Raw genomic sequence first — 12648 nt, 5'->3', positions numbered from 1 at the left:
CCTCTAGCTCCTTCACGAATCATTGGGTACTTGATGCGATCAGGAGAGTAGACCAGTTGAATTCCAGAAGCACCCTTAGCACAACAAGTGCCGTCATTGAACGGTACCGCCTTATTACCATATATCTTGGTTAGACGGCCATCCTTTACCCACATTTCAAGGCCACATTCACTCGGACACATTACGTCCGCAGTATATTTAATGTCTATACCTTGGTTTTTTAGACTTTCTAGTTCATCTGCCTTGACGGGGCGTAGTTGGAAGAGCCCAGCCGTACCTAAAGTCGCTGCCGCTGCTCCTGCACCGGTCCATTTCAAGAACGAACGTCTGTTCATCATACCCTTAAACCTCCTTCATTTAGTTCCACAAGGCTGCTGCTTGGATTCCAACTCCCACAATGCTAAAGCGAAGCAAGAGTCCTCCAAGTATTACGAGTAAAGCACTAATCATTAAAACTGGTTTTTTGTTGAGTGAGGGTTTATTTAAGAGGACTAATGGAACCAGAATTCCGAGGAAAATATCTCCAATCAAATACATAGGATCTTTCCATAAAAGTTCTAACGCTTTTTGTCCTTGCAAGCTCGTAGCACCGAGTGTAATCCACTGAGAGATCGCAAAGAAAATTTCTAAGGCTAAGGCACCTTGGATAATTCTCACTAAAGTCCGAACGGTCTTCTCTTCAGGCTTCTTGTTCAAATACACGATAAGAACGAGCGCTGCGCCGGTGACAATAGCCGAAGTCAGGAAATATCCGGGTAATAGAGCACTGTTCCACAAAACCTTTCCTTTAACGACTCCAAGCAGGAAAGCCGTGTATAGATCAGCAAGTAAAGCTAAGCTTAACGTTAGGATAGACAACCCACGCAACCCCAGCCCAGAAGTACTTTGGCTGGTGCTCGCACTCTCTTGAACACCTTTGAGAACTGGAATTGAGATTCCTTGACTCAATCCCAAACGGGCAATATACCACAGCAGACAGAGCGGATAAAGGATGATAAGCCAAGTCCCCCAAGAAATTACAGACGTAGGATTAAAATTAACCAGGAGATGCCAAAACCTTAAAGGTTGATGCAAGTCAGCTAACAATAAAATAGGTACAGGGATAAAGGCTAATAAACTTGTGAGAGCAGCAGGAAAGGCAAGACTTTTAAACCGTTCTGATCGGAAAACTGTGTAAAGTACTGATATGCACAAAGCTCCGACACTTAACCCCTTGAAGAATATATACAAAGGAACCAGATAATTCCACGGACTAGCATTCACAACTACATAAACATCTTGTGTGTTCACCCTTATTTACCCCCTTTATTAGGCAGTTTGTTAATCTCTGCGTCAACATAGAAGACATTCGGGTTCGTACCTAAGTCTGGACGGAGGGTTTGTACCCCATTTTTAGTAATATACTGAGAGATTTCACTCAGGGGATCATTGAAATCTCCGAATATTCGCGCCTTTCCCATACAGTTATGAACACAGGCCGGTTCTAATCCCATTGAAACTCGGTGTACACAAAACGTACATTTATCGGCAACTTTTAACCCCTCATGCAAATAACGGGCGGAATAAGGGCAGGCCACTATACAGTATCCGCAACCAATACATCTTTTCTGATCCACCAGCACAACTCCATCGTCATTGATGTAGCTGGCTTTAACTGGACAGACTGTTACACAAGGCGCATTCTCACAATGGTTACATAGTTTTGGAATAAAATTGCGTTTGACTCTCGGAAAAACTCCACGTTCCTTCATGTCAACCCAAGCCCGGAATCCATCAAAAGGGACTCCGTTTTCCATTTTGCAGCTTATGGTACAAGACATGCAGCCAACGCACTTCCGTGTGTCAATGACCATACCATAGCGCTTTTTCTCTGTTGGCATCTTGGCCTCTCCTCCTTAAGAAAATACTTTTTTTCACATTAAGTATATGAAAAAAGAATCCCCTCGTATATCAAGGAGATTCCTAGTCTTCTTCCTTCAAATCCCTAGTGTTGTAGCTAGGGATTTTCCTAGTTTAATCTAGACCAGACCCTGTTTAATAGCATAAGCTACCAACTCCGATTTATTCTTAAGTCCTAGCTTTTGGGTTAAACGAGCACGATGAAATTCGACAGTTTTGGGGCTGATATTTAACAGCTCAGCGATTGCCTTCATCGTTTTCCCCTGAGCTGTTAAAATGAGGACTTCCGTTTCACGATCAGTCAACGATTCTTCCCCTTTTTCTCCTGCCTGCCAGGCCTCCATTAACACTTGGGTAACGGTTGCATCTAGATATTTGCGTCCGCTATGAACCGCTCTAATAGCGGCGACTAATTCGTCGGTTGCAGCGCTCTTCAGGAGATATCCAGCAACACCTACCTTGGTGGCCCGAAGGATATATTCCCGGTTTTCATGCTGAGTCAGCATTAAGAGTTTAGCGTTGGGCAGTCGATCTAGTACACTACGGGCCACAGAAATGCCATCAAGGCCAGGCATGGAAATATCAAGGACGACTACATCTGGTTTAGATTTAAATATTAATTCTAAGGCTAGATGCCCATCACTAGCCTCTCCTACGACCAGCATATCCGATTCCATTTGTAATAACATGGTTACTCCTGCCCTAAAGAGGGTATGATCATCCACCAGCATAACCTTAATTTTTTCCATAGCTGTTATCCTCCTTTTTCAGCGGAATTACCGCTTCGACGGTAGTGCCGTGCTTAACTTCAGAATAAATTTCCACACGTCCACCGATTAAGGCTGCCCTCTCCATCATGCCCATTAATCCTAAAGGTTTCTTTCCTTGCTCTAATTCAAACATATTTTCATCCCAAATGAACCCTTTTCCATTATCTTGAATTTTTAGAATAGCTTTAGTCTCTTCAACCTTAAATTCTATAAAAAGGTGAGTTGCTTGAGAATATTTTGCGGCGTTGGTAATCGCCTCTTGCCCAATACGATACAAGGTCGTTTCCAATTGGGGATCGATTCTTTCCTTAGACCAGTTTCCTTGAACGTCGACTTCAGGCGGTTCCTTCCAATCCCGACTTTCAGCGAGCCATCTTAAGGCTGGAACAAGCCCTAAATCATCCAACAAGGTAGGACGTAAATGAAAGACGATGTTATGAAGCTCTCTCATAATTCGTACCGCTTCATCCTTGGATTCCTCTAATAAGGCTTCTGCTTTGCGGGTGTCTTTGTGAATCCAACCCATTGAGACTTTTAAACGCATTGCTAAAGCAGCGAGGGACTGGCTTGTTTCGTCATGTAACTCTCTGGCAATCCGTTTACGTTCATCCTCTTGCGCCACAATGACTTTTTCTAACAATTGGCTCACTTTGGCTTCCCGAGCTTTGAGTTCTTTCCAAAGGTTTACATTCTCAATCATCGTTCCAAGCTGACCGCCAATCGTTTGCAAGGTTACCAAATCAGGGGAAATGAGTTCTTTGTTACTTAGAAGGTATATTGCACCTAAAATACGAGCATTGACAAAAATTGGGACCCCTGTAACCTGATAAGTTCGCCCGTCCTTATGTAAGGAACTTTTTGACAAGCATTGTCCTTGCTCGATCATTGAAAGGTCACATTCACAGAATTCACATTCCGAACAAGGGATCGTATGTTCAGCAATCCCAAGGGTAATTATGCTATTAATCTCCGTGGTCTCTCTAGAACGCAGTTGAACCCATCCTCCACTTAAAGCAAGGTTTTCTACAATCTGAACTAGTGCGTCCTGGAGTACTGTGTTTATTTCTTGCCCAAGTCGAATCGTTTCCGCGACCCCGTTTAATACCGAAAGTTCTCGATTTTTAATTCGTTGTTCTTCCTCTGCAACCCTGATTTTCGACATACTCTCTTCTAGTGCTGTAAGCATCCGATTGAAACTTTGAGCTAATTCTCCGACTTCATCCTTCGTAGTAATGGTTACTCGGTGATCCAGTTGACCCTCCGTAATTTTTCGTGTCAAAGTCGTAAGTTTTTCAATCGGAGAAGAGAGATATTTACCTAAAGCGCCTGCAGCTAAGCTGCCTAAAATTACCCCAACTAGAGTTAGGGTGAAAATCGTTTCAAAGACACGTTTCAAGGTTGCCTGTATATAGTCCTCTTTATACCCAATATGCAGTTCACTCTCTAATCCATCGAGTAGTAATACTCCAACATCTTCGACTCTTCCGTCGTTAGAGGAAAAAGATTTTAAAGCTTGGGATTGTTTGGGAGTAAGGCGGTTGAGTTCTACAAGTTCGGATGAGATATTTCCCTTAAACGTATGTAATATACTGCCATCCGGTAAGATGAGAAAGGCATACACCAACTGCCGATCTTCCTTTAATCCCTCAAGATTTCTTTGGACTGTTAAATAATTTCCGGTCAAAGCTGGGTTCGCGAGGTTACTGGCAACCACTTTAGCCAAGGAGATTTCCTTGTCCTGCACAGACTCGCGTAAGGCATTTCCTACAAAATGACTGATGAGGGGTACTGTCAATAAACCCATCACAGCAATGATGGCGACGGTAACTATAGATATCTTATTGCCAAGTTTCATTCTGTCCCTCCGTTGAATAAGCCGAGACGAACAGCCCAAATCCTTGCTTTTTCGAAATCTTTATCATCAGTTGAAACAAAGCCTAGTGGCATTTCAGTTTGATCCCAATGGTATAGCATACCCTTATCGTTACCTTCGGGGGTAAACTTTAACAGGGCTTCCTGGACCTTTTTTACTACATCCGTTGGAAGAGAAGGGGAGACTGAAATGGTGCTGCTGGGAAATTCCTTAGACTCAGCCAAGATTCGAACCAGTCCTTTATTTGCCAACTCTCGTCCCAAGGTATCTTGTATTCCTCCTGCGGCGTATCTTCCACTAATAACCGCGTTTGCAGTGTCGAAATGTGAACCGGCAAACGTATATCCTGTAAGATCTGTTAATTTAACCCCTGCCTCGGTAAGCATGATCAGCGGAATGAGATAACCTTGTGTAGAGGTATCTGAACCAAAGGTAAACGTTTTGCCCCGTAAGTCGCTTAGGGATCGTAGGTTGCTATTGGTCGAAGTAATAATTAGAGCCCGATATTCCGCTTTACCTTGTTCTGTTATGCCTCGAACAACGGGACGAACTCCATACTTTTGATGAGCTTTTAAGTAACTAAGCGTACCTATAGCCGCAATGTCCACCCGTCCTGTGCCCAGTTCCTCAATTAGATTTTGATTTTGGGCCATTGGTCGAAGTTTGAAATTATAACCTGTCGTTCTTTCTAGGTACTCCAGGAAAGGAGCATACATTTTCACATCCTCTGCTGGGTCCATCCTACGATCAAAGCTAAACGTATATACGGATGAAGTCACATCCCTCTTGGCTACAACCGGGTTTTGATCTTCCTGTGTAAGAGAAATGACGTTCTCTTTTGTTAAATTTGAACATCCCATCGTAGGCAAAAGTAAAAGAATCGTACTCAAGACTAATAATCGTACCTTTGACACGTTTATCCTCTCCTAGTCCATTAATCTGAGCCTCATTATCATCTAGTTTATCGTTTTTACGATCATTTGCAATCTTTGCCGGACGTACTATAACAATAGTCCTTCAAACGAAGGTGGGGAACAAACCTTTGTTTATAAATATTGACAAAAAAGTAAAGAAAGCATTATGTTTATTATATTATCAAATAGTAATAAACTATTGAGAGTGGTGCTTTGTCTAAAAATTGGTACTATCAATCATCTTAAGCATATTAACGCAAAAGCTCATGTGATGAGTCTTTGAAATCATATTACTAGAAAATTATCTCGAAATTGAACTACTTAAAAAGTTCTTTCAGGATGAAGCTAAAACAGGTAGTTAGGTCCCGGCATACTAATGATATTGAGCAGTTTTATTACTTGTCGGTTGTGGTGCAAGCAAACCAAACCAGTCTGGTCAGGTTTCGGCAAAGACACCTAATATTCCACATAAAGTTTCACAGAATATGAATTGTTTGCTGTGTCACAAAATGGGAGAAAATGGTGCGAGGGTAACACCACATCCAGGTAGGCCTAACTGTATTAGCTGTTATCAGCCTATTAATTGATAGTCAAAAAAGGATCCCAGCCAAATTCTCCGCATAAAAGACAAGACTTATTGAAATAAGTCTTATTCTAGCCCAAAGCTATTCAAGTATATGTTCTTGCTTTTCGTCTTTTGAAAACATATCAATAATCGTTCATATATGTTGACATTCACAGCAAATTGGACATATAATAAAACATAACATATGAACAAATATTCAAGTATTCATATGACTACATCAGAAAAGAGGTATTAGTATGGTTGATAAAAGGCATGAAGTTGACAGATGCAATTGCAACGTAATACACGAGGAAATTGTAAATCAGGTCAAAGCCAAAATGCCCTTGGAAGAAAACTTGTATGACCTTGCAGAACTATTTAAAGTCTTTGGCGATTCAACAAGAATTAAAATACTTTGGGCTTTGGATGAAGCTGAAATGTGTGTCTGTGACATTGCTGTCTTATTAAATATGACCCAATCGGCAATATCCCATCAGTTAAGAGTATTGAAGCAGGCAAGACTGGTGAAATATCGAAAAGACGGAAAAATTGTATTTTATTCATTGGAAGATGATCATATAAAGCAAATATTCGACCAAGGATTAATCCATATTAATGAATAGTGAATTATGAAAGAATATCCAGAGAAGCAGAAGGAGGGGGATCATCGTGAGTTCATTGCCTAAGAAGGAGCTTATATTAGAGGGACTGGATTGTGCAAACTGTGCCTCTAAAATTGAGGATCAAGTCAGAAAGGTGGGAGGTGTTTCTGACGCTTCCTTGAATTTTGTAACCAAGGTTCTTACAATTAACATTGGTAGTAATGGAAATCAAGAGGATGTGCTAAATCAAGCTAACCAAATAATCATGAAACTCGAACCAGATATTATCATTAAAGACAAAGCGCTTTCGCGAAAAGAAAAGAAGGTATTGTTATTAATTGGGTTGGACTGCGCAAACTGTGCCAATAAAATTGAAACAGAGGTCAAAAACCTTAAAGGTGTAAGCTCTGCTACTGTAGACTTTGTTTCCAGAAAATTAACCCTTGAAGTGAATAGCAAGCGCGATCTGCAAAGGGTCGTCGAGCAAGCATCAAAAATTGCAGTGAAGATAGAGTCAGGTATCAAAGTGGTTGAAAGTGAGGATAAGAAAGAGGAAAGTAAAGAAGCTGAAGGTATAAACAAGTCAAAAGTTATTCGTTTAGGTATTGGTGCAGTTCTCTTTTTTGTCGCCATCTTAGGCAAGTTTTCGTTTTGGACTGAATTTGGAATATTCCTAGTAAGCTATGTATTAGTTGGTGGGGAAGTTGTTTTAAAAGCAGTTAGAAATATTTTAAAGGGCCAGGTGTTTGATGAAAACTTTTTGATGAGTGTTGCCACTATAGGTGCTTTTGCTATAAAGCAATTTCCCGAAGGTGTGGCAGTCATGCTTTTCTATCAGGTTGGCGAGTTATTCCAAAATATGGCCGTAAACCGTTCGAGAAAGTCAATAAGTGCTCTGATGGACATTCGTCCCGACTATGCCAATCTAAAGGTTGGTGAGGATATTAAGAGGGTATCTCCTGAAGAAATAAGTGTTGGAGATATTATCATTATAAAACCAGGAGAGAAGGTCCCCCTTGACGGCAAGGTGATTGAGGGTATGTCTATGCTTGATACGTCCGCCATAACCGGGGAGTCAGTGCCCAGAGAAGTTGAACCAGGAAACGAAATTCTGTCAGGAACAATCAATAAGAATGGACTATTAACAGTTGAGGTAACGAAAGAGTTTGGAGATTCCACAGTATCCAAAATCCTCGACTTGGTACAAAATGCTAATAGTAAGAAAGCTCCAACTGAACAGTTCATCACTAAATTTTCAAGATACTATACACCAGTTGTGGTATTTGTTGCATTAGCAATGGCGGTTATTCCACCTTTGGTTGTTTCAGGTGCTACATTCTCAGATTGGATATATAGGGCTTTGGTTTTTCTGGTTGTGTCTTGCCCCTGTGCTTTAGTAATATCGATTCCCTTGGGTTTCTTCGGTGGTATTGGCGGAGCTGCTAAAAGTGGCATCCTGGTTAAGGGTAGCAACTTTCTTGAAGCCTTAAATAACGTGGACACGATTGTTTTTGATAAGACAGGCACCCTTACCAAAGGCGTTTTTAAGGTTACAAAAATTTACACTCTTGATCGAGAATCAGAGGAGAATCTATTGGAGTATGCTGCTTTTGCTGAAAGCTATTCAAACCATCCCATTGCAATTTCCATCCTGAAAGCATACGGTAAAGAAATCAATAAAAGCGAAATAGAGAACTATGATGAAATCTCAGGGCATGGAATCAAAGTGAGTGTTAAGGGTAAACGTATCCTAGCAGGCAACAAAAAACTGATGGTTAAAGAAAATATAGCTTATGATGTAATTGATGAAACTGGTACAGTGGTTCATGTAGCCATTGATGGCAACTATGCAGGCTATATTGTGATATCGGATGAGATAAAGGATGATGCAGAAAAGGCCGTAAGGGAGCTTCAGGGGATTGGCGTAAAGAAACTAGTCATGCTTACCGGAGATAGCAAGCTGGTGGGAGAAACGATTGGCCGTCAGTTAGGCCTTGACGAAGTATATGCTGAATTGCTCCCTGACCAGAAGGTTGAGAAGCTGGAGCTATTAGAAAAACAAAAGAAAACAAAAGGGAAGCTGCTCTTTGTCGGTGATGGTATCAATGATGCCCCGGTACTGGCTCGTGCTGATGTTGGAGTAGCAATGGGGGGGTTAGGTTCTGATGCAGCCATAGAGGCGGCGGACATTGTAATCATGACAGATGAACCTTCTAAGCTCGTGAATGCTATTAAAATTGCCAAAAGGACACGAAGCATCGTCTGGCAGAATATATTTTTCGCATTGGGTGTTAAAGCTGTCGTACTTGTTTTAGGTGCTGGAGGGATAGCCACTATTTGGGAAGCTGTGTTTGCCGATGTTGGGGTAACGGTGATTGCTGTCATCAACGCGATGCGTGTTATGAAAACGAATTAGTCAATCAACCTCCTGCACCCAAATGCAGGAGGTTATTAATATATCATGGTGGCAACTAGAAAGGGTAGTTTAACAAAAATGTTAAAAATCCGTTAACTTCTTGTAATTCTCTTAAGATATAATATAGTTGTTGATTGATAATGGGGGGATTACAATGAGGAAGAAGGCATTATTGATATTTATTGTTATTGCACTATTTGTTGCAGGTCTTTTCCTAACAAAAGCATACGCGGAAACCCGTCTTTGGCAACAAAACCAAAATGCTAGACCATTCCAAGCCGAGCCTAATTCCTCTTCTACAGATATACCAAATAATGTGATACCTAATGTTAGGCAATCGGCTAACCCTGATGTCAGTGGATCGTGGTATAGTCCGATGAATCCAAACTATCGGCCTGACTATTATTGGTATAGTAGTCCTCACGAAGATAGATGGAGTAATACAGTTAGGAATTGGTGGTGTCGGTAAATAGAAGGGGGAGCTACATTGAACAATAAGGTTTTAATAGCAGACGATGACGATCGAATTCGCGAAATTGTGCGCCTCTACCTTGAAGCGGAAGGTTTTGACGTGTACCAGGCAGAGGATGGAAGTCAAGCGTTGGAAATGGTTCGGAAAGATAATCCCGATCTTGTCATCCTCGATCTAATGATGCCTGGATTAGATGGCTGGACAGTCTGCAAGATATTGAGAAAGGAAACCAAAATTCCTATTATCATGCTAACAGCCAAGGGGGAAGAAAATGATCGAGTCTTAGGATTTGATTTAGGGGCTGATGATTACGTAGTAAAACCGTTTAGCCCTCGTGAACTCAGTGCCCGAGTCAAGGCAGTTCTAAGAAGGTTGGAAGGGGAACAAAGTAACGAACATATTCTCTCCTATTCTGGTCTAAAGATCAATCAGATTACTCGTGAAGTTGAGGTTGATGGAATAAATATAAACTTAACGGCTAAAGAATTTGACCTGCTGCATTGCTTAGCAAAACGACCGGGGCAAATCTATAGTCGAGATCAGTTGCTCAACATGGTCTGGGGATACGATTACTGCGGAGATTCCCGTACGGTTGATACCCATGTCAATCGTTTAAGGTCTAAGCTCGAGAGCCAGTTGGGTCACAGTGACTTTATTCAGACCGTTAGAGGGGTGGGTTACAAATTCGAATTAAGTGGTCATTAAGAAATAGTTTAGTAGGTAAGCTTTGGTTGACAATTGTACTGATAGTACTAGGAGTCTTTCTGTTTTCCCTTGTGATACAAGCTCAGCAGATCACATCCCTGGTCTATAATCAACAAGCGCGCTTTTTTATCAATGAGGCGGAAGAAGTCGTAAGGATGTATGAAAACACTGAGAGATCAGTTATCAACGAAAGATTGAATGTCTTAGCTAAGTTTTTAAGTGCTAATACGGCCATCATGGATATAGATGGAAACATTCTGTACGGTCAAACAGCCAAAGATCAGTCGCCGAGCAATTTACTATTAGAGCCAGATTTTAAAGAGAGAGTCCTCAGTGGTGACAATGTCGTTTTCTTCGGCAAGGTTGTGGGGGTCCATGAAGAGCTGTTTCTTGTGGCTGTTCCTTTAAGACAAGAAAATCAGATCATTGGCTCGGTCGTGATCAGCAGCCCTTTATCAGGCCTGAAGCAGCATGTTGAAAGCATTAGGGGAATTGCACTAATAGGAGCGCTGATAGGGATTGTTTTATCTACTGTGTTAAGTATGTTTGTGTCCCGAAAGCTGATCCGTCCCCTCGCAAAAATGGAAGAAACAGCACGCCACATTGCAGAAGGTGAGTTCGGTAGGCAAATTCAGGTTACCTCGGAAGATGAAGTCGGGCGTCTTGGCCGCTCGTTTAACCGCATGTCTATTCAGCTTAAAGAAAAAATTGAGGCTATCGAGAGACTTGACCGTTTAAGGCAGGAACTACTTTCTGATGTTTCCCATGAGTTGCGCACTCCCTTAACAGTGATCCAGGGCTTTTCCGAGGCAGTATTGGACGGGCTAGTCAAGTCTAAGGAACAGGAACAGCTCTATCTAACAAACATTATTGACGAATCCCAGCGTCTCAGGCGCTTAGTGGATGATTTACTCGACTTAAAAGGGATGGAAGCTGCCCAAGCCTTTGATGAAATGGAATATGTGGTTTTGAATAAACTCGCCCAAATCACCGTTGAACGCTTAAAATATCTGGCTAATTCTAAAGAAATCAATTTAACGCTAACTGTGCCAGAGCAAACTATTACCGTGTGGGGAAACATTGATCGACTCAAACAGGTTCTTACGAATTTATTAGACAATGCCATTAAACATTCGGAAGCTGGCGGTGCAGTACGCGTAGTGTTGGGTATGAAGAATAATGATACGTTTATATCTGTAAAAAATTCCGGTCCCGGCATTCCCAGGGAAGAACTTGAAAATATTTGGGAGAGGTTTTATAAGGTCGATAAATCCCGATCAAGGCGTGGAACCGGAACAGGCTTAGGACTTTCTATCGTTAAAAAAATCGTTGAAATGCATGGCGGAAAAGTAACGGCGGAAAGCGAACCAGGCCATGGAGCCGTTTTCACCGTGTACTTGCCATTAACTGAAGAAGCTTAGTGAGCAACATGACAGAGCAAAAATTCATTGAGATTCTTGCTGTAATCATTTTGTTGGAGCGATGAACCACTTTAATAACGGCATGTAAGAGTATCTGTAAAAGGATGCTCTTTTTTTGTTAGAATCTATGTCACAAAAATGTTAAAAACCTGTGACGTTTCTGTTAAGTAAGTTCGGTAATATTAACTAAAATATAAATGATAATCATTATCAAAGAAGGAGTGGGTTCTAATGGAATGTTGCAGTACGAAAGTACCCTGGTATAAAAAATTATCAACTACTTTATTAGGTACAGGAAATTGTCACGGTGAAGTGAATCAAGTGACTCAAGGGTTAGAAAAAATTGCCTTAGTCGGGAGTCCTAATGTCGGGAAAAGTGTTTTGTTTAACATACTGACCGGAGCCTATGTTACCGTTTCTAATTATCCCGGAACCACGGTTGAAGTATCGCGTGGAAAAGGAAAAATCGGCACTAAGGAATATGAGATTATCGATACACCAGGAATGTACTCCTTATTATGTATTACAGAGGAAGAGAAAGTGACCCGAGACCTATTACTTCGAGAGAGGCCTAAAGCTGTGGTTCATGTTGTCGATGCGAAGAATCTCCAGAGAATGCTGCCCTTAACCCTCCAAATGATTGAGGGAGATGTACCGGTTATTTTGGTTTTAAATATTATGGATGAGGCAGAAAGCTTGGGACTTAAAATTGATCTTAAGAAGTTGGAAGCTGAGCTCGGGATTCCAGTATTATCAACTGCCGCTGCTTTAAATAAGGGAATAGAGGTATTGAAGGAAAGGATCGGTGAGTATGTCTACGCTGCATGAAGTGACTTATGATCGGCAGATTGAATTTGCGGTAAGCGAGATTAGCAATATACTCCAGCATCAATATGTTCTATCTAAACGGGCTATTGCTTTGCTTTTGTTGCAAGAGGATGAAGATATTTTAGCAATGGTCAAAGAAAAGGAGAAAAACAATTACTTAAAGATCTCTCAGATTATTGAAAG

General features: G+C 41.3%; 11 protein-coding genes and 1 pseudogene. 6 read left to right on the top strand and 6 right to left on the bottom strand.

The window, feature by feature from the left end:
• The 6 genes from JL57_RS16070 to phnD form a co-directional block, all read right to left on the bottom strand.
• The coding region (locus tag JL57_RS16070) for a twin-arginine translocation signal domain-containing protein (RefSeq protein WP_034143028.1) at window positions 1–338 on the bottom strand (338 nt) is incomplete at its 3' end.
• Window positions 339–357: 19 nt separating this feature from the next.
• Window positions 358–1290, bottom strand: a complete 933-nt coding sequence (gene nrfD / locus JL57_RS34630) for an NrfD/PsrC family molybdoenzyme membrane anchor subunit (protein ID WP_291300166.1) — start codon at window positions 1288–1290, stop codon at window positions 358–360.
• 2 nt (window positions 1291–1292) lie between these two features.
• Window positions 1293–1880 carry a 4Fe-4S dicluster domain-containing protein gene (locus JL57_RS16060; RefSeq protein WP_034143027.1) on the bottom strand — a complete coding sequence of 196 codons (588 nt, stop codon included), beginning with the start codon at window positions 1878–1880 and terminating at the stop codon, window positions 1293–1295.
• A gap of 138 nt (window positions 1881–2018) precedes the next feature.
• Window positions 2019–2648 (bottom strand): response regulator transcription factor, encoded by a 630-nt coding sequence (locus JL57_RS16055; RefSeq protein WP_034143026.1) that lies wholly within the window; start codon window positions 2646–2648, stop codon window positions 2019–2021.
• A complete protein-coding gene (locus JL57_RS34625; protein ID WP_291300165.1) occupies window positions 2635–4524 on the bottom strand; it encodes a HAMP domain-containing protein in 1890 nt (629 codons plus the stop codon). The genes JL57_RS16055 and JL57_RS34625 overlap by 14 nt, the downstream gene beginning before the upstream one ends.
• Window positions 4521–5456 carry a phosphate/phosphite/phosphonate ABC transporter substrate-binding protein gene (phnD, locus tag JL57_RS16045; RefSeq protein ID WP_291300164.1) on the bottom strand — a complete coding sequence of 312 codons (936 nt, stop codon included), beginning with the start codon at window positions 5454–5456 and terminating at the stop codon, window positions 4521–4523. The genes JL57_RS34625 and phnD overlap by 4 nt, the downstream gene beginning before the upstream one ends.
• Window positions 5457–6278: 822 nt before the next feature.
• On the opposite strand from phnD, the gene JL57_RS16040 reads away from it, so the two are divergent.
• The 6 genes and pseudogenes from JL57_RS16040 to JL57_RS16010 all read left to right on the top strand — a co-directional run.
• The gene (locus tag JL57_RS16040; RefSeq protein ID WP_034143024.1) at window positions 6279–6644 is read left to right on the top strand and encodes a metalloregulator ArsR/SmtB family transcription factor; all 366 of its coding nucleotides are present in this window, start codon (window positions 6279–6281) and stop codon (window positions 6642–6644) included.
• A 55-nt stretch (window positions 6645–6699) separates the two neighbouring features.
• A complete protein-coding gene (locus JL57_RS16035) occupies window positions 6700–9039 on the top strand; it encodes a heavy metal translocating P-type ATPase (protein ID WP_034143029.1) in 2340 nt (779 codons plus the stop codon).
• 487 nt (window positions 9040–9526) lie between these two features.
• Complete coding sequence (locus tag JL57_RS16025) at window positions 9527–10216, top strand: response regulator transcription factor (protein ID WP_034143022.1); 690 nt, start codon at window positions 9527–9529, stop codon at window positions 10214–10216.
• 26 nt (window positions 10217–10242) lie between these two features.
• Window positions 10243–11637: an ATP-binding protein gene (locus tag JL57_RS16020; RefSeq protein WP_034143021.1), complete on the top strand. Its 1395-nt coding sequence runs from the start codon at window positions 10243–10245 to the stop codon at window positions 11635–11637.
• A gap of 231 nt (window positions 11638–11868) precedes the next feature.
• Window positions 11869–12465, top strand: a complete 597-nt coding sequence (locus JL57_RS16015) for a FeoB small GTPase domain-containing protein (protein ID WP_034143020.1) — start codon at window positions 11869–11871, stop codon at window positions 12463–12465.
• Window positions 12449–12648 (top strand): annotated as a pseudogene (locus JL57_RS16010) (ferrous iron transporter B); the annotation flags it as partial. The gene JL57_RS16015 and the pseudogene JL57_RS16010, both read left to right, overlap by 17 nt.

The organism is Desulfosporosinus sp. BICA1-9 (assembly GCF_000802135.1).
Note: the sequence above shows the minus strand (reverse complement) of the source record. Positions and strands in the feature narration are given on the sequence as shown.